The following is a 15,936-nucleotide window of genomic DNA, read 5'->3' as shown; positions in this document are numbered from 1 at the left end:
AGCCAACAACGGTGGTAAAGGTAAAGGGAAAAAACTAATCCTATCCTCGCTAGGGGCGCCCAAAGCTGAAACTAGCCGGTCACAAAAGTCCTAAGCAATCCTGCTAGAATAAGGCATTCAAACTGATTTTTCAATCTGTCTTCGTATGCCTTCTCCCCCCAACAGTGCGGCCTTTTCCCTCGATGAATTTGCTAAGGCCCTAGATAAACACGATTACCATGCTGAAAAGGGCCAAACCGTCCACGGCAAGGTCTGTCAGCATGCCAATGAAGGTGTTTATGTGGATTTCGGCGGTAAATCCCCCGGCTTTGTCCCTGTGCAGGAATTAGGCTTACGGCCCCACGCAGAAATTGAAGAAAGCTTCCCCCTCGAAAGTGCCTGGGATTTTCTCGTCACCAGTGATCAGAACGACGAAGGTCAGGTGCGGCTTTCCCGTCGTCAATTACAAATTCAGCAATCCTGGGAAAACATAGCGGAGCTCGAAGACACTGGCAAAACCCTGGAAATGGTGGTCACCGGCACCAATAAAGGGGGCGTAGTCGGCGACGTGGAAGGACTGCGGGGCTTCATTCCCCGATCGCACCTAATACACAAAGATGACATGGAAGCTTTGGTGGGACAAGTGCTAAAAGCCCACATCCTTGAGGCCAACCAGGATAACAATAAATTGGTGCTGACTCAGCGGCGTATTCAACAGGCGGAGTCCATGGGCAAAATTGCGGCGGGCAATATCTACGAGGGCAAAGTGGCTAAAATCCAACCCTATGGAGTGTTTGTGGAAATCGAAGGGGTAACGGGTTTACTCCATGTCAGCCAAGTGAGCGGCACCAGGGTTGATTACCTTAACACTCTCTTCACCTTTGGCCAAACCATTAGTGTCTATGTCCAAGAAATTGATGAGTACAAAAACCGCATTTCCCTTTCCACCCGTATTTTGGAAACCTATCCAGGGGAATTGGTGGAAAAATTTGATGAAATGATGGCCGATGCCCCCAATCGGTTACCCCTGGTGCAGTCTAAGCAAAATCTCAGCGATAAACAGGAGCAGTTGGAGAAAAACTAAGGGTATAGTCAATCACAGTAAGATTGAGACGACTAAAGTCTTTCCCAAAGACGCTTTTAGCCCTGGTCAGTGTCTTACTTTCAATTAAATCAACTGTAATTTCAAACAATTTTCTCAAGTTTGGACAATGACCTAGATTGCGGAGGCAAGCTCCCCACTACTACATTTGAGGGGTTAATCCGCTGGTATTTTCCAAACTTGGGCTGGGGGTCCAAAAACCAAAAAGAGTCAGAGAAACACTCCCTGACCCCACCAAATGTTGTTGTTGCTTGAGGAAATCTCAGTGGCGGTTTCCCAACTCGCGCAGTCCTTGATTTCTATATCAAAAATTGTAACATGGAACACGATTTTTGTAACAAAAAATAAAGGTTTACCCAGCTACGGTTTCTTTTTTGGCGAAAATCTCTTATGTTGGAGTGCTGTGAAAATTTCTCCAGTCCCTTAAATAACCGGTTTTGTTCGCTAGATTTTGGGCCCATTAATCCGGTTGATTGAGCCTTTGACTATCTAGCCGTTGGATTTCTTGACGAGCTCTTTGCCACTGTTGTTGGTAGTAACGAAAATCTTCCGCCTGGGTGCGGGGATCCAATTGCTGTAATTTGCTAAAGCAATGTTGCTGGTAGGTTTCCCAAGGAGCCTTTTCCATAATGGCGATCGCCTCTGGGATGCGGACGTTAGCCCGAAATAATTCTTCCGCACTGGTTTCCGTCAGTTGAAAAAGAGACTCAACCCCAGTAAAGTTTTCCTCCTGTTCCAGATAAGCTAGCTGAACCAACAGGGGCAATTGGTTATCAGGGTCAGTGGCCAGATTGAAATGCTCCCGCACCTGGTCAATTTTTTGCCAGAGTAGACGGTGGTGAGCAAAACTAAACAGGAGATCATTTTCTAACAGAATTTGATCAATAGTTACCCGTTCTTGGGGACAGTGGAGATAAATTCTTAACAGGAGAGCCTCTGCTTTTTCCAATAAACTGCTAGCGGGATCTTTAACTTGCCAATTTCTCGGTTTGCTCTGATCAGAAGCATCACCATACTTTAGCTGGCTCAACAAATTATTAACTTGTAAACTGATCAATTGGCTGTTCCCCTGGCTCAAAATTTCTCCACAAAACTGTAGATAATAAGCCCGTTTATTTTGATCAGTTAAGCGCTTTAAAATGGCCACCATCCCCCTCGCTACTTGTTCAAAGTCTAGGGGATTTTTCAGTTTTTTTTGTTTAGTCAATTGTTGAATTTGCCAATCTATCCACAGGGGAGCTTCTTTGACTAAAGTTTGGTAAATTTCTCTGTTTTCAGGGCTACTATGGATAAATTCATCCGCATCTTTTCCCGCCGGCAAATTCAAGATACGCAAATTAACTTGGCCGCTGTACACTAACGGTTCAATCTCCTGGATTGCCCTCTGGGTAGCATTAACTCCTGCTTTATCCGCATCAAAATTAAAAATAATTTGCTTAGATTGACTAAACCTCATCAGGCTTTGTATCTGGTCTCGACTTAGGGCTGTGCCCAGGGCCGCCACAGTTTGTTTAATACCGCTTTCGTGCAGAGCAATAACGTCAAAATAACCTTCCACTAAAATCGCTTCATCGACTTTCTGAATTGCACTTTTAGCTTGGTCTAAACCAAACAAATTTTTGCTTTTATGGAATAGGGGTGTTTCAGGAGAGTTGAGATATTTTGGCTCATCGTTGCCCAAGGTTCTGCTACCAAAAGCAATGGCTCTTCCCTGGACGTCCCGAATGGGAATCATTAAACGGTGGCGAAATTGATCATAATATCCAGTGCCAGATTGCCTAACCTTAATTAATCCCGCCTGCTCCACCGCTGCTACGGGGTAACGTTTTTGTTCGACTAAATAACGGTAAAGGGTTTCCCAGCTATCGGGGGCATAACCCAACTGAAATTGCTGAATTGTCGCTGGCGATAAATGACGTTTTTGGTGTAAATAATCCAATGCTTCCTGGCCTTGGGGTTGAAAAAGAGTATGGTGATAAAAACCAGCGGCCACCGCCATAATTTCGTAAAGTTGTTCCCGCAAAGATAGTTGTCGTTGCAGTTCTTGTTTTTGCTCCGGCTCCAGGGTTTGAATCGGAACTTGATACCGGCGGGCTAAATCCAGAGCTACATCCGTAAAAGAGCGTTTGCCCAATTCCATCAGAAAGTTGAATGCATTGCCCCCGGCCCCGCAGCCAAAACAGTAATACATTTGCTTGGCTGGACTCACACTAAAGCTGGGGGATTTTTCGTCGTGGAAAGGACACAGACCAATGTAATCCCGCCCTCTTTTCTTGAGCACCACATAATCGCCGATGATTTCAACAATATCTATTTTTTGCTTAATTTCTTGGATGGTATCTGGGTGGAGGCGGGGGTTATCCATGGCAGCAAAAGAAGAAAGCACGGGCATTGATTCTAAGACAATCAAAGGTTACATAGAACCATCGGCATTGAGACAGTGTTTTAGCTCCCCAAGGTTGGGGAGAACCATAGAATAAGTCAGATAGGTCCCCCAGTATTGTGGTCGCCTTAGTGGGGAAATTTAGAGGGCAAGCCAAAACTTTGCAAACAGGCTCTGATAGTGGACTGTTAAACGAGTGTCAAAACTGGGGTATCTTTGGGAGATTCCCCCGGACAAGCTATCCTGTGATGGAATTGGTGTAATTGGAAACGACCATGCGAATTTTGCCAGTGGTTCTGACGGGGCTAGCAATCATTTTTCTTTCCTTTAGTGGCGGTGGGGTCATGGCCCAGACGTTGGCGTCCCATGGTCAACCGACATCTAGTTTGATAGCCCAGGCAAATATTCCCCAAAACTTGCCTCCGGCTATCCCTGAAAATTCCCGTTCCGTTGACCCAATTCCCACCCGCTATTATCCCGGCTTTGAATCCTACATTGAAACTTGTACAGGCTGTCACATTGCTTTGCCGCCAGAGGTGTTGCCCCTGGATTCTTGGCAGGAAATTCTGCGCCGCCCGGATGTCCATTATGGGGTTAGTATTCCCAACATCAATCGTCTGACCCAGTTATTAATTTGGGACTATGTCAGCACTTTCTCTCGCCCCTTACCGCCCAACAATCCAGTGCCTCTTTATGCAGAGAAGTCTCGCTTTTTCAGAGCTCTCCATCCCAGGGTGCCAATGCCGGAGGAAGTAACTAGCAACACCTGCATTACCTGTCACCCCGGAGCTAACGTTTTCGATTTTATTACCCTAAGCCCAGAATGGCAGGATGCCCCTTGATAGGGGCTAGGTTAGTGAGTCCGGGCTTTTAACTTTGCTTCAATTTTAGAGATTCTTGGGCAAGATATTGTTGGCTCTCCGATCGCCCTAATCGGTCAATGTACCTGTTAAATTGCCAGCTTGCCAATCCAATGGCCAGGGTTTGACTGATGAGCGCCAGGAAAAAGAGGGGAGTTTGCCAATGGGCCGCTTCCACCAGGGCAATGGCCGGCATGGGGGTGAACCACATAACCGTACTTTCTTTGATCCCAGCACCGATGGCGATCGCCAAAGGAAGAACCACCATTAACATTAGGGCCAGAATTAACACTAATAGGCGGGGGAAACCCATCCGCACAAGACCCCACTGCATCAGGGTCGTGAGGGTAAAACTCCACAGCAGACCCATGGCCAAAGCCGTTACTATGCTTCCTAGGGGAATACCAATGCCTGGAGGTACTGGGGCCACCCAGGGCATCAATAACACCATGGGTAAAGTCAAAAGGGCAGTAAAAGCAAGATTAATGGCGATCGTCCCTTGGGGAGGACTATCATCAGCCACTAGATTTTGCCAACCCCAGGTGCGGTATTGCCGGGGAGACTCGTGACGGTAACGGCTCCAGTCCCGTAAATAGTTAATTTGAGGACAGAGGGCAAGGGTTAACCCCAAAAAGAAGCAACAAAGGGTCAACTGCCAGCTACCCAAGTTTAAGAGCAGAAAATCCCAGTGGTCCCGTCCTCCATAGTTCTGTAACAAAAAGCCATTGGCGATCACCACTAGGGACAAGGTAACCCCCAGGCTTTGGCCTTTGCTCCAGGCAGTGCTGAAGGGACGACGGAAACGACGGCACAATACCTGTTGAATCCAATAGGTGCCCACCGCAAAGTTAGCCGCCATAAAACCCAAGCCCAGGGGCGCAGAGCGAAATAAATCCCAGCCATACCAGCGCAATTGGTCTAGCTCATTGGGGCCCAGGTAGCCGACAGTGCTGGTGGGTAAAAAGGTGGAACGGGCCAAGTAAATCAATGCTTTAGCAGGGTAAAACAGAGTAAACCAAGACAGAAAAACTGGCTCCCAACTATTATTCTGCAAAGTCAATGAAGTTAAAACCAATATACCCAACACAAATAAACCGGCGATCGCCGCACTTTTAGACAAGGAATAACTTTTGGCACTACTACTCAAACCAATCCAAAGGGCAATGTGAAAAAAGAAAATTGCCCCCGCCAGTACCACCCCGTAGTAACCTGCCAATAGGGTCAGGGGAATACCAGCCCCCCCAGCGGCCATCCCATGTAGGGGTAAAAGAGTAAGCAAAAATCCATAGAGTAAACTAGGAACCCCCAGCATTTTGCCCCAGATAAAACTTCCCTCCCCTTGGGGACTAAGGCGAATAAAATTTAACGTGCCCCGTTGACATTCCTTCTGCAAATCCGCCACTAGCAAATAAACACCCACCACTAGCAACAGAGTTAATCCTGCGATGGTCAAGAAAGTAAAGCCATCCAGCCACCAAAGTCGCCAATTAATCTGCAACTGCCCCAGCATATCCTGGGTACAAACAAAAGTGGCTCGACTATATTCCCCATTGGGCGGGGTGCCCAAGCAGTAGCGATTATACTGCTGACCGATGGGAGTAAGGGGATCCAGTACCGGAATTTCCCCCCCACGGAAAAATAACACCATTGCCTGGCAAATAAAACTTGCCAACAGTAACCAGCGCACCCTAGGGGCAGTAAAACGGCTTTTAAGTTCCCGATAAAGTTGGGGATTCCAATCCCCCAGGCGATCGACATAGGCGGAGAAAAAGTTAATCATGGCGGCGTAAAAAAGGGGAGGAATCAATGTCGAAATTAACTGTTAAAGCATGGGCAAATTAGTCGTTGACAGTAATAAAAGAGTAATAAAATTGAAAAGTATTAAAATCCAGTGATAGCAATGGTAATGGTCAAGAAACCTGTTGATGTCCTAGTTTGAGGAAAATACTCTCCAAATCCTCCTGTTGGCAATGGAATTGGCTCACTTGACAACCAGCATAAACCAAGTTTTTGAGCAGATTAGCACTCTCTTGGGGGGAACCGGAAAAAATAACTGAACAGTGAATGCCTTGGCTAGACTTTGCCTGCTCTCCCTGGTCATAGTTTATCTGCCAATCCTCCACACCGGGTTGACTGCGGAGGCAATCCTGCAATTGTTCTGTGCCCCCTAGTAACGTAATAGTGATGGTACGTTGTCCCAGGCGGCTGTATAAGTCTTCCAGGGTAGTGCTTTCCACCAAACAACCCAGTTCCATTACTCCGATCGCCGTGCAGAGTTCCGCTAAATCGCTGAGCACATGGGAAGAAATGAGAATGGTCATACCCGCCGATTGCAGTACCCGAATAATGTCCCGGAATTGTTGGCGAGCCAGGGGATCGAGCCCAGAAACCGGTTCATCCAGAAGCAGTAAAATCGGTTCATGGATGATGGTGCGGGCTAAACTCAGCCGTTGTTTCATGCCCCGGGAAAGGCTGTCAATGCGACTGTGGCGTTTGCTGGTCAGTTGCACCAACTCCAACACTTCCTGAATGCGGCGACGACGGCTAGGATTTTTGAGGTGATAGAGCCGGGCAAAATAGTCCAAATAATCCTCTACGCTCAGGTCTTCGTAAAGGGGATAATCGTCCGGTAAATAACCCAAATATTGCTTAATTCTCAGGTTGTCCGACCCTGCCATCAGGCGATCGCCAAACAAATAAATTTCTCCCCTAGTGGGTTCCTCCGCCGTAGCTAACATACGAATGAGGGTGGTTTTACCCGCACCGTTGGGGCCAATCAACCCGTACACCGCCCCCTCTGGAATGGTTAAATCCACATTGGTCACCGCCCCCTGGCGATCGAAGTGTTTAGTCAAACCTTGGGTAACCACAGCGGCCTTGATTTCCGGTGCTAATTCCATGGGGATACTTGAAAAATTCAATCAATTTTAGCCATTCGGCCAATATTCACAGTTAATTCGATTTTGACCTCGTTTAACTGTCCCGGAGGATGGGGTTTTAAATTTTCTTTTTCGAGCAACAAATATCCAATATATTTGCAGTTGGATAGAAGCTGTGCCGATCTTTTGACTTGCAAGCATCCCTCAAAATCAGATTTTCGCACCAAATTGTCCCATGACTGAACTGAAACGATAGGAATGGGCTGAAATTGATAGATAGACCCCCAAGGACAAACCCCGGTTGATTTATCATTGCGGGAATGAGAGTCTCGGTTAGCAATTGCCACAACAAGTCAAACTTTGGTGAACGTTTCTAACAATTTACAAGTATTTTTTTCTTTCTGAGGAATAATGGAGTAAAAGAGGAGAAAAATCCCGCCCTCCCGCAACTTTTACCTTTATGAGTCTATTTCCCATCAAGCAAGGCCTGTTTAGTTATGACGTAGTTGACCACCACGCCATTCTGGGCTGTCCTCTAGATGCGACCCCCCAGGAAATTCGTAAAAGTTACCTCAATATCGCCTTTCAATTACATCCTGACACATCAAAGGCAAGCAATGACGAAGAGCGGGCCTTGGCAGCCAAACTTTTTTCCAAATTTGTTAATCCTGCCTACGAAGTTCTGACCAGGGACAATGACCGCAAAGAACATTTACTCGTTCTTCAGCAGACCGTGAGCAACCTTGCTGGCATAGGGGAGCCAACTTTTAGCAGTGGGGAGTCCCAGCAACTCCGGGGGGCAAAACAAAATTTGGAGCTGGTTTATCGTAAAGTAGTTACCCCTTTGGGCAAGGGGCTTTACGGAGATTTCAAAACGGTTTTTCCCAAGATTGCCCAACTGAGTGAATATAATCTAATTTTTTTAATGGTCAAAGGAGAAATCGGCTCTTCCCCACCGGTCTATCAAAAAAGTGTTTCCCCCAAAGAAACATTGACCCCCGTGGCGTTGGAACGATCACCCCAGGCCCAGAATATTGGTTCAGCTCCAAATGCCACAGCCTCCCCCCCGGAAGCCATCTCCCCCTTTGAAAAAAGTTTACGGCGGGCCCAGGAGAACTTCGATCGCCGTCAGTATGACAAAGCCATTGCTGAGTTGAAATCGGCCCTAAAAACCGACCCGAAAAATGCCCAGGCCCATTGTTTACTGGGCATGGCTTATCTAAAAAATAATATGATGACCATGGCCAAGGTACACATTGGTTCAGCGGTCAAGCTAGCCCCCGATGACCCCAAAGTTATGGCGGCTAAAAAAGAATTGGCTAAGCACACCAGTGTCGGCGGTAGTCAAGGGGGCGCTAAGTCAAGCCAAGGCGGTTTATTCGGTGGTTTATTCGGCGGCAAGAAGAAATAATCGAACCGACTGACCTGAACTAAATGGTAGTCAAGTGTTGACAGGTGGAGGGGTTTTGCTCAACCCCAGCCAGCCATTAACGCCGGGGACGAATCACTAACCGGCGATGGGGTTCGTAACCTTGACTCTCCGTTTCCAAATCCTGGGAACCTTCGAAAAAGCTATGCACCTGACGGCGATCGGCCGCAGTCATATCAGCCATTTCCACTGGCTCATGGGTTTCCCTCACCCTCTGGGCGGCCGTTTCTGACAGGGAAATCAGCTCCAACTGTCGGCGGGATCTAAATTCCGCCAGCTCCACCGTAATGGGGGTGAAGTTCACACTACTTTCCACCACAGCGGGGCGCAGGGAAGCATTGAGTAGATACTGGATGGCGTCAAGGGCCAAGCCATTCTCTGCCAGCAATCGCTCAATCTGCTCGGGAGATAGACCTTTTTCGTCAATCACCAACCAAGGACCCATGGTTAAGGTATTTTCCTTACCCGCCGCTATGGCAACGGAACTGGGAAAGCCCATCAAATTGAGTAGTTGTTCGAGCCAGACCTGAGCTTGGGTGACTATCTTTTCCATCGTCTAAATGTCAAATCGCAATTGAGTTTCCACAATAACCAACAACAGTACCGTCTCTCCCCCCCTAGGCAATGTCTACCCTAGGAAAATTTAAGATGTTTTTTCCTTCTTTTTGCTGCTTTTTTTCTCAAAAGGTAAGGACTCCCGACCCTGGTTAGCCTTTTGCTGTTCATCCAACAATTTTTGCAAATTTTCCGGTAACGGCTCCCGCATCAAAATGAGGGTTTGCACTGTCTGGAAAACATTGGCCATGACAATGTACATTAAAACTCCAGCGGGCAAGGGGAAGAACAGAAACATTCCACTGAACAAAATGGGGGTAATTTTGTTGATGGTCTGTTGCTGTTGGGCCTGGGCGTTGGCGGCCCCTCCCCCGGAGGCACCGGATAATTCCTGGTTCAGGTAAATGCTGAAACCAAAGAAAATAATCATGCCCAAGATATCCCAGTTGACCTCTCCGTTTTCACCCGTTACCCCTACCTGGCCCAGGGCTTTGATGAAGAGAAAACCGGTACGGGCAGCAATGCCGGGGATAGTTACTTGAACGGTGGCATCACCAGGTACGAGGGCTTCAATGGTGCCATCGGGGTTAACGCTAACGCGGTCTTCGCCTTTAGTAACGCTATAGGTAGGATTTAAAACTTGGCTATTTTTTTCCGGAATTACTTGACTAAAGGTTTTGCCTTCGGTGCTTTGGATTTCCAACTGGGCTTTTTCCCCTACCCCAAGCATTTTACCTCCGGGGAGAAAAACAGCAATGGGGTAATGGAGGGCTTCATCGACGTAGATATTTTGGGGCTTGGTGGAGAAAGTTTGGGGAACGATGCGCTCCACCTGTTCTTGGGGCAATATTTGCAGGTCAACGGTGTAGTTAATGTCGGAAAAGGGTGAGCCCCGTAGGGTAGCAAAGAGGGCAAACAAAATGGGCATTTGCAGGAGCAGAGGCAGACACCCAGCCAGGGGGTTGCCAAATTCCTTCATAACTTTGGCCATTTCTTCCTGCTGTTTGGCTGGATCGTCTTTGTAGCGTTTTTGGATTTCTTCCTGGCGCTCTTTCATCAAAGGTTGGGTGATTCGCATTTTCCGCATATTGCGAATTTGGCCCGCGCTGAGGGGATAAAGTGCTAAACGAATTACCAATGTGAGGGCAATAATAGCAAAACCATAGCTGTGCACAATCCCAAAGAAAAAATCTAGGATCGGCAGCATGATATTTGTCGAAATAAAACCGATACCAAAATCCATTGCTAACAAGCTCTCTAGATAAATATTGCCAAGTTTAGCGGGAAGACTAGGGTGTTTTGCAGCCCCAGACAGCCATCAATACCATCGATGACCAGATAAATTTCAGTACCTCTGGTACTACTGCTGGGTGATTGCTTCCAGGGGACGGCCGGTTTTGTCGGCAACCCGTTCTGCCATATAGTCGTATACCTCGCGGAAGTTGGGCATAGCCCGCAGTTCCAACCGGGAACGGTCATTGAGGGTAACAACAATGTCTCCCCAAATGCCGATGCCCCTGGGCATTTTAATCATTTTGGCTACTTCACCGTAAACGATGTCGGTGCGGTCTTTCCCCATCCAACCGCCGGTGACGGAAATACGGCGATCGGTAATTTTGTAGCGGAGCCAGATAGCCCGGACGATCGCCCCGATGGTCAAAGGGAGAAAGATGACGGTGAACCCTAATAGGATGTTAACTATTAGGTCCCCGATGTGGGGGCCGCCCTCATAGTAGGTGGTTTCTCGAATGCCCATGGTTAATGATCCCGGCTTGGCTAAATAACTGCTCTAATTCTCGCAAAAAACGTTCATAATTGCACCCAATGCCTTGGGGCAAGACGATGATCACCACATCGAAGCCCGGCTGAATTTGGGGCCGGAGATGGTGGATGACGGCGCGGATCTTACGTTTAAGGCGATTTCTGGCCGTGGCCTTCTTACTGACTTTTTGGCTAACGGTGATGCCAAAGCGGCTCTGGTCCCCCGGGCGATCGCCTAGGACCCGCATTAGTAAGTTGCTGTGGCGATACCGCCTACCTTGTTGATAAACGGTCTGGAAATCTTGCCAGTGTTTTAGGCGCAGCGATTTGGGTAGTCCCACAGAAATGAATTATACGGCCAAGCGATGGCGACCCTTGCTCCGGCGAGCCTGAATAACTTTCCGGCCGTTATGGGTACGCATTCTGGCCCGGAAACCGGAAGTACGTTTTTGTTTGCGGTTAGTTCCGCCGAGGGTTCGTTGGGTCATGGCCCGTTACTCCACAAAAAAAGACACAGTCTTCAATTGTATCATTGCTCATCGATTAAGCTAAGTCCAAAATCCGCTTGGCGATCGCCGTTGATACCGGCAACACCGAAAGACGGTTACCCTTTTTGAGCACTGCCAATTCGTCTGGTTGGAAATGGGCTTTGAGGGTTGGTAGGGTAATCATCTGGGAAAACTCCTCGGTAAACTGGGCTTTAACGGTGAACCAACGGGGCTTGGTGATGGTTGCTTTGGGATCAAAGTAGGGGCTACCGGGGTCAAACTGGCTCGGATCTACTACTTGCACAGCGGTGACGGTCATTAGCCCCACAATGCCTGGGGGCTTGCAGTTGGAATGGTAAAAAAAAGCCTGATCCCCCACGGCCATAGCTTGTAAAAAGTTGCGGGCTTGGTAATTTCTCACCCCATCCCACAGGGTTTCTCCTTCTTCCTTGAGATGGTGGATACCGTAGGTGACGGGTTCAGATTTGATTAACCAAAAAGCCATAGTTTTAGGGGTCACAGAAAAGTTTAGAGAAATTAGGCCAAAGAATTGAATCGCAATTAATTGGCATGGGCCCTTTGCTCATAGGCCTGCCAAGCTAAATCTACCAAAGCAGTGATGATGGCCACCGCCACCTCCGTCCCCCCTTTTCTGTCCTGGACAATAATGTGCGGAATGTTAGTTTTTTGCAAATCCAGGGCCCTATCCTGGCGATCGCCAAAATTGGTGGCCGTGGCAATGACCATCGCCGGTTGAATGCGTTGGACTTGGGCCAATTCCATTAGGGCATCCAGGGCGGTTTGAGCCTGGCCGACAACAAAAATCCCGTCTGGGTAACGGTGGGCAAGGTTGAGCATACCCCAGGCTTCCTCTGTTCTCTCCCTTTGGGGCCTAGTGATGCTCTGGGTGGCACAGTAAACCGGGTTAGCAAAGGTTTTTTGGAGAGTGGGAACAATGCCGACTTGCACCATGGGCACATCGACTAAAATTGTGGTGCGGGAAGCTAAAGCTGCGGCCCCAATGGTCAAGACCCGTTCTGAAAAGTGCAATAGGTTAAGGTACTCAAAATCCCCCGTGGCATAGATAACCCGGCGCAAAATTTCATACTGGGCTGGACTATGGCCATGGTCGCCGATTTCACGGTCGATGGTAGTCAGATTTTGGGCGTCGCTGATATGCCAATTCATGGGTCTGGGGGATTGTAGGGGCAAGAATTTCCTCTTCTCCAATACCATCTTCCCCCATTTCTAGAACTCCAAGGCGCTGGGATTACAAGTTGGGGCATTCTTTGCCCTGGAGCGCCATTAAAATTGTGAGACAAAGTCCATTTCCTTCCCTTGCCCATGCTTAATTTTCGTCGTCGGGCTCTCCAACGCCGTCTGCAAAGCGATCCCTATTACCGCTTTCAATCTTGGGAGGAATTGATGATCGCCGGGGAGTTGGGGCTACGCATCGAAGTGAATCAAGCCACAGTGGACGAATGGCTACGTTTGCCAGGGTTATCCATCCACCAAGCCCGACAATTGAAAGAGTTGAGCACCATGGGAATACAGTTTTTAGCCCTAGAGGATTTGGCCGCGGCTCTGAATGTGACTGTGCAGCAAATTAAGCCCTGGGAACCCATACTTTCCTTTGCTTATTGGGACCCGGATAGCCTATTAGCTCCCCCCAAAGTTTCCGTTAACCAAGCTACCGTCGAACAATTGCTCGGCATACCGCACCTCACCCCGGCGATCGCCACGGACCTAGTCCAAGAAAGAGACAGTGGGGGCAATTACCACAATCTCGGAGATTTGCAAAAGCGTCTGGGATTACCAGTGCCATTGATCAGCCAACTGCTCCACTACCTGGAGTTTTAAGTTGCATTCAGTTGTTCTAGCTTTTACTTTGCCAGACAAAATCAATCAGATGAAATTGACTAAAAGTTTGCTTGATTTTTAACTTTGCTTCAACTCTAGGGATTCTTCCGTAGCTGTGCCGTGGACTGTTTTCACCCACTTGAGTCGTTTGGGGCGAAAGGCCATGCGGGCGGTGACCGAGGGCATAATGATCAGCCAATGGAACATATAAATGGTGCCACCAATGGTGCGGGCCAGCAGGGACGGTATTTCTTGCCAAGGAGGCTTGCCCTCACTAGGGGTTAAACGCCGCAGTCCATGGTACATGCCCCAGCAGGAAAAACCGATCGCCAAATAACTGAGGGGAGTTAGCAGAGGGAAACGCCGTTGCCACAGGGCCATGAGCAGATCTGGTACCGCGGCGGTGGGCAACAAGTATTGCATTAATAGGAACGAAAACAAATCCAACTTTTTCTTCCAGCCCATGGGTTGGGTACAAATCCAGCGCCAATAATCGAGGTAACGTTGGTAACCGCCCTCCGCCCAGCGATTGCGTTGATGCCAAAGGGCGATCGCCGTGGTGACCCCTTCTTCTTCCACCGGGGGATTGAGCAAAATGCCCACTTTCCACTGATGGAGGTGTAGGCGAATGGTTAAGTCCAAATCATCGGTGATAGTCTGTTCGTTCCAACCGCCCACCGCATCTAACGCTTGACGGGCCACAAACTGCCCATTGCCCCGCAGCTCCCCAATGCCGCCGGTGACAATCCTCTGCTGTTGAAAATAGGCATCTAAGGCCATTTCTGCCCCCTGGCCCCTGGTCCAAAAATTCACATCTTCGTTGGCGATCGCCTTGCGTACCTGTAGAGCCCCAAAGGTGGGGGAAGCAAAATAGGGCACCACCCGCCGCAATAAATCTTTAGGCACATCGGCATCGGCGTCAAATACGCCAATGATTTCCCCCTGGGTTTGGGCTAACACTTCATTTAAGGCCCCCGATTTACCTCCACTGGCCCCAGCGCCCCTCCGCAAAACTTTTAGCTGGGGATATTGCTGACGGAGTTGCTCCAAGATGGCTGGAGTCCGGTCGGTACTGTTGTCGTCCACAATCCAAACTTCATGGCGATCGCCAGGATAGTCCAAAGAGCATAACTGCCGCACAATTTTGCTAATTACCGCTTCCTCATTTTTGGCGGCCACCATTAGGCAAACCCGGGGATAATCCGCTGTCGATACATCCCCAGTGACCATGGGGGGGGCTTCTTCTGGGATTGCTTTCATTAACCTGAGAGCTTGCAAAGAGAGGGCACCGGTCAGGGCCCACACCAGCCAACTCCCCCAGGCCCAGTAGTGGAGGGTGATAACAATGGTCCAAATGGCCATGAGCGTTACCGCCGCTTTTTTGCGCCGCCCCTCCGTTCCCCGGAAAAAATCGTTACGAAAATCCTCCTCCTCCGCTTCAGGATCATCCCATTCGGCTAGGAAGGCTTCTAGGGGGGACAAATCGGCATCGTTATCTTTCCACGGAAATTGGGGCATAGGTACCTAGGATGTGGTCAGGAAAACTAGACATTGCCCTCCATTCTAGCCATTGCTTGCAATATTTTTGGCTAGGGGTATCCAACCGGAGAAAATTTCCGTCCTCAATTTGAATATCTAGGGTTCAGAGTCGTTGCAAAATATGGTTTATTCTTTAGATTTTTTCCCATGGACTTTCGTCGCTGGATTGCCCGCCGTGACCAAGATTGGCAGACCCTTGACCAAATTTTGACCCGCATGGAAACCGAGGGTATCAAGGCCCTTTCCACCGAGGAAATCCAACGGCTGGCCGGATTATATCGAGCCACTTCCGCTGACCTGGCCCGGGCCAAAACCCATAACCTCAATCCCCGCCTGAGGCAAAATCTACAAGCTTTAATTACTAGGGCCTACAGCCAGATCTACCAAGGCGATCGCCGACAGGAATGGGGCAAAGTCAAGGAATTTTACCTGTGGCAGTTGCCGTTGGTTTTGCGACAAACGGGGAGTTACACTATGGCGGCCTTTGGCATTTTTGGCCTGGCCAGTGGCATTGCCTGGTGGTATAGCTGGAACGACCCCGCTTTTTGGGAATTGGTGGTACCGGGGGATTTAATTAGGACTGTCCGGGACGAAGGTCAGCTCTGGATGGGATCAATTTTAACCATGAAGCCAGTGGCGGCCAGTGGCATTATGATCAACAACCTTTCCGTTGCCTTTGGTATGGTGGCCGGGGGAGTTGTGGTGGGACTATGGACCATTTACGCCCTGTTTTTCAACGGTTTACTGCTGGGGGCGGTGGGGGCATTGGTGGCCCAACACAATTTGGCAATTCCCTTTTGGGGTTTTGTTTTTCCCCACGGTTCCTTGGAATTACCAGCAATTTTTCTGGCAGGGGCGGCGGGGTTGCTCATTGCCAAGGGCCTCGTTTGGCCTGGGCCCTACCGCCGCAGTTACGCCATCAAACAACAGGCGATCGCCGCCGCTCAATTGGTGTTTGGAATTGTGCCCCTGTTAATCATCGCCGGTATCATTGAAGGTTTTATTTCCCCAGCCCCTTGGATTCCCGATGGCTTGAAATACCTTTTGGGAAGCGCATTCTTTTTACTTTTACTCAGCTATGCATCCCGGCAAAGGTCATAA

At 48.9% G+C, this 15,936-nt stretch carries 17 protein-coding genes; 5 read left to right on the top strand and 12 right to left on the bottom strand.

Annotated elements, in window-relative coordinates; translation table 11 throughout:
- The first annotated feature begins 145 nt into the window (after nt 1-145).
- Nucleotides 146-1,063, top strand: coding sequence for a S1 RNA-binding domain-containing protein (locus D082_RS00545; RefSeq protein WP_028946878.1), 918 nt, complete (start codon nt 146-148; stop codon nt 1,061-1,063).
- Nucleotides 1,064-1,541: 478 nt separating this feature from the next.
- On the opposite strand, the gene dnaG is transcribed toward D082_RS00545, so the two are convergent.
- Nucleotides 1,542-3,446, bottom strand: coding sequence for a DNA primase (gene dnaG / locus D082_RS00540; protein ID WP_028946879.1), 1,905 nt, complete (start codon nt 3,444-3,446; stop codon nt 1,542-1,544).
- 293 nt (nt 3,447-3,739) lie between these two features.
- Here dnaG and D082_RS00535 point away from each other — a divergent pair, with 293 nt between their 5' ends.
- Complete coding sequence (locus D082_RS00535; protein ID WP_028946880.1) at nt 3,740-4,306, top strand: hypothetical protein; 567 nt, start codon at nt 3,740-3,742, stop codon at nt 4,304-4,306.
- Nucleotides 4,307-4,334: 28 nt separating this feature from the next.
- Here D082_RS00535 and D082_RS00530 read toward each other — a convergent pair whose 3' ends face one another.
- From D082_RS00530 to D082_RS00520, 3 genes are all read right to left on the bottom strand, one after another.
- Entirely contained in the window at nt 4,335-6,104 is a 1,770-nt protein-coding gene (locus D082_RS00530; protein ID WP_028946881.1) for a hypothetical protein, read from the bottom strand.
- A 130-nt stretch (nt 6,105-6,234) separates the two neighbouring features.
- Entirely contained in the window at nt 6,235-7,224 is a 990-nt protein-coding gene (locus tag D082_RS00525) for an ABC transporter ATP-binding protein (RefSeq protein ID WP_038529814.1), read from the bottom strand.
- A 17-nt stretch (nt 7,225-7,241) separates the two neighbouring features.
- Nucleotides 7,242-7,550 carry a hypothetical protein gene (locus D082_RS00520; protein ID WP_028946883.1) on the bottom strand — a complete coding sequence of 103 codons (309 nt, stop codon included), beginning with the start codon at nt 7,548-7,550 and terminating at the stop codon, nt 7,242-7,244.
- A 113-nt stretch (nt 7,551-7,663) separates the two neighbouring features.
- On the opposite strand from D082_RS00520, the gene D082_RS00515 reads away from it, so the two are divergent.
- Nucleotides 7,664-8,614: a J domain-containing protein gene (locus D082_RS00515; protein WP_028946884.1), complete on the top strand. Its 951-nt coding sequence runs from the start codon at nt 7,664-7,666 to the stop codon at nt 8,612-8,614.
- Between the two features lie 76 nt (nt 8,615-8,690).
- Here D082_RS00515 and D082_RS00510 read toward each other — a convergent pair whose 3' ends face one another.
- The 7 genes from D082_RS00510 to D082_RS00480 form a co-directional block, all read right to left on the bottom strand.
- Nucleotides 8,691-9,185, bottom strand: a complete 495-nt coding sequence (locus D082_RS00510) for a R3H domain-containing nucleic acid-binding protein (RefSeq protein ID WP_028946885.1) — start codon at nt 9,183-9,185, stop codon at nt 8,691-8,693.
- A 90-nt stretch (nt 9,186-9,275) separates the two neighbouring features.
- A complete protein-coding gene (gene yidC, locus D082_RS00505) occupies nt 9,276-10,430 on the bottom strand; it encodes a membrane protein insertase YidC (RefSeq protein WP_028946886.1) in 1,155 nt (384 codons plus the stop codon).
- Between the two features lie 117 nt (nt 10,431-10,547).
- The gene (locus tag D082_RS00500; RefSeq protein ID WP_028946887.1) at nt 10,548-10,943 is read right to left on the bottom strand and encodes a PH domain-containing protein; all 396 of its coding nucleotides are present in this window, start codon (nt 10,941-10,943) and stop codon (nt 10,548-10,550) included.
- Complete coding sequence (rnpA, locus tag D082_RS00495; protein ID WP_028946888.1) at nt 10,915-11,289, bottom strand: ribonuclease P protein component; 375 nt, start codon at nt 11,287-11,289, stop codon at nt 10,915-10,917. The genes D082_RS00500 and rnpA overlap by 29 nt, the downstream gene beginning before the upstream one ends.
- Before the next feature lie 9 nt (nt 11,290-11,298).
- Nucleotides 11,299-11,436, bottom strand: coding sequence for a 50S ribosomal protein L34 (gene rpmH / locus D082_RS00490; RefSeq protein ID WP_010872863.1), 138 nt, complete (start codon nt 11,434-11,436; stop codon nt 11,299-11,301).
- Nucleotides 11,437-11,491: 55 nt separating this feature from the next.
- A complete protein-coding gene (locus tag D082_RS00485) occupies nt 11,492-11,941 on the bottom strand; it encodes an EVE domain-containing protein (protein WP_028946889.1) in 450 nt (149 codons plus the stop codon).
- A 56-nt stretch (nt 11,942-11,997) separates the two neighbouring features.
- A complete protein-coding gene (locus D082_RS00480; RefSeq protein WP_028946890.1) occupies nt 11,998-12,624 on the bottom strand; it encodes a precorrin-8X methylmutase in 627 nt (208 codons plus the stop codon).
- Between the two features lie 156 nt (nt 12,625-12,780).
- Here D082_RS00480 and D082_RS00475 point away from each other — a divergent pair, with 156 nt between their 5' ends.
- On the top strand, nt 12,781-13,296 hold the full coding sequence (locus tag D082_RS00475; RefSeq protein WP_028946891.1) for a ComEA family DNA-binding protein: 516 nt from the start codon (nt 12,781-12,783) through the stop codon (nt 13,294-13,296).
- 78 nt (nt 13,297-13,374) lie between these two features.
- Here D082_RS00475 and D082_RS00470 read toward each other — a convergent pair whose 3' ends face one another.
- Nucleotides 13,375-14,814, bottom strand: a complete 1,440-nt coding sequence (locus tag D082_RS00470) for a glycosyltransferase family 2 protein (protein WP_028946892.1) — start codon at nt 14,812-14,814, stop codon at nt 13,375-13,377.
- 168 nt (nt 14,815-14,982) lie between these two features.
- On the opposite strand from D082_RS00470, the gene D082_RS00465 reads away from it, so the two are divergent.
- Complete coding sequence (locus D082_RS00465; protein ID WP_028946893.1) at nt 14,983-15,936, top strand: stage II sporulation protein M; 954 nt, start codon at nt 14,983-14,985, stop codon at nt 15,934-15,936.

The sequence above is a fragment of the Synechocystis sp. PCC 6714 genome (genome assembly GCF_000478825.2).
GTDB lineage: Bacteria > Cyanobacteriota > Cyanobacteriia > Cyanobacteriales > Microcystaceae > Synechocystis.
Note: the sequence above shows the minus strand (reverse complement) of the source record. Positions and strands in the feature narration are given on the sequence as shown.

Coding starts and splice junctions, on each gene's coding strand:
- D082_RS00535 (WP_028946880.1), top strand. CDS start 3,740: ATGCGAATTTTGCCAGTGGTTCTGACGGGGCTAGCAATCATTTTTCTT.
- D082_RS00510 (WP_028946885.1), bottom strand. CDS start 9,185: ATGGAAAAGATAGTCACCCAAGCTCAGGTCTGGCTCGAACAACTACTC.
- rpmH (WP_010872863.1), bottom strand. CDS start 11,436: ATGACCCAACGAACCCTCGGCGGAACTAACCGCAAACAAAAACGTACT.
- dnaG (WP_028946879.1), bottom strand. CDS start 3,446: ATGGATAACCCCCGCCTCCACCCAGATACCATCCAAGAAATTAAGCAA.
- D082_RS00470 (WP_028946892.1), bottom strand. CDS start 14,814: ATGCCCCAATTTCCGTGGAAAGATAACGATGCCGATTTGTCCCCCCTA.
- D082_RS00545 (WP_028946878.1), top strand. CDS start 146: ATGCCTTCTCCCCCCAACAGTGCGGCCTTTTCCCTCGATGAATTTGCT.
- D082_RS00515 (WP_028946884.1), top strand. CDS start 7,664: ATGAGTCTATTTCCCATCAAGCAAGGCCTGTTTAGTTATGACGTAGTT.
- D082_RS00480 (WP_028946890.1), bottom strand. CDS start 12,624: ATGAATTGGCATATCAGCGACGCCCAAAATCTGACTACCATCGACCGT.
- D082_RS00475 (WP_028946891.1), top strand. CDS start 12,781: ATGCTTAATTTTCGTCGTCGGGCTCTCCAACGCCGTCTGCAAAGCGAT.
- D082_RS00465 (WP_028946893.1), top strand. CDS start 14,983: ATGGACTTTCGTCGCTGGATTGCCCGCCGTGACCAAGATTGGCAGACC.
- D082_RS00485 (WP_028946889.1), bottom strand. CDS start 11,941: ATGGCTTTTTGGTTAATCAAATCTGAACCCGTCACCTACGGTATCCAC.
- D082_RS00525 (WP_038529814.1), bottom strand. CDS start 7,224: ATGGAATTAGCACCGGAAATCAAGGCCGCTGTGGTTACCCAAGGTTTG.
- D082_RS00530 (WP_028946881.1), bottom strand. CDS start 6,104: ATGATTAACTTTTTCTCCGCCTATGTCGATCGCCTGGGGGATTGGAAT.
- yidC (WP_028946886.1), bottom strand. CDS start 10,430: ATGGATTTTGGTATCGGTTTTATTTCGACAAATATCATGCTGCCGATC.
- D082_RS00500 (WP_028946887.1), bottom strand. CDS start 10,943: ATGGGCATTCGAGAAACCACCTACTATGAGGGCGGCCCCCACATCGGG.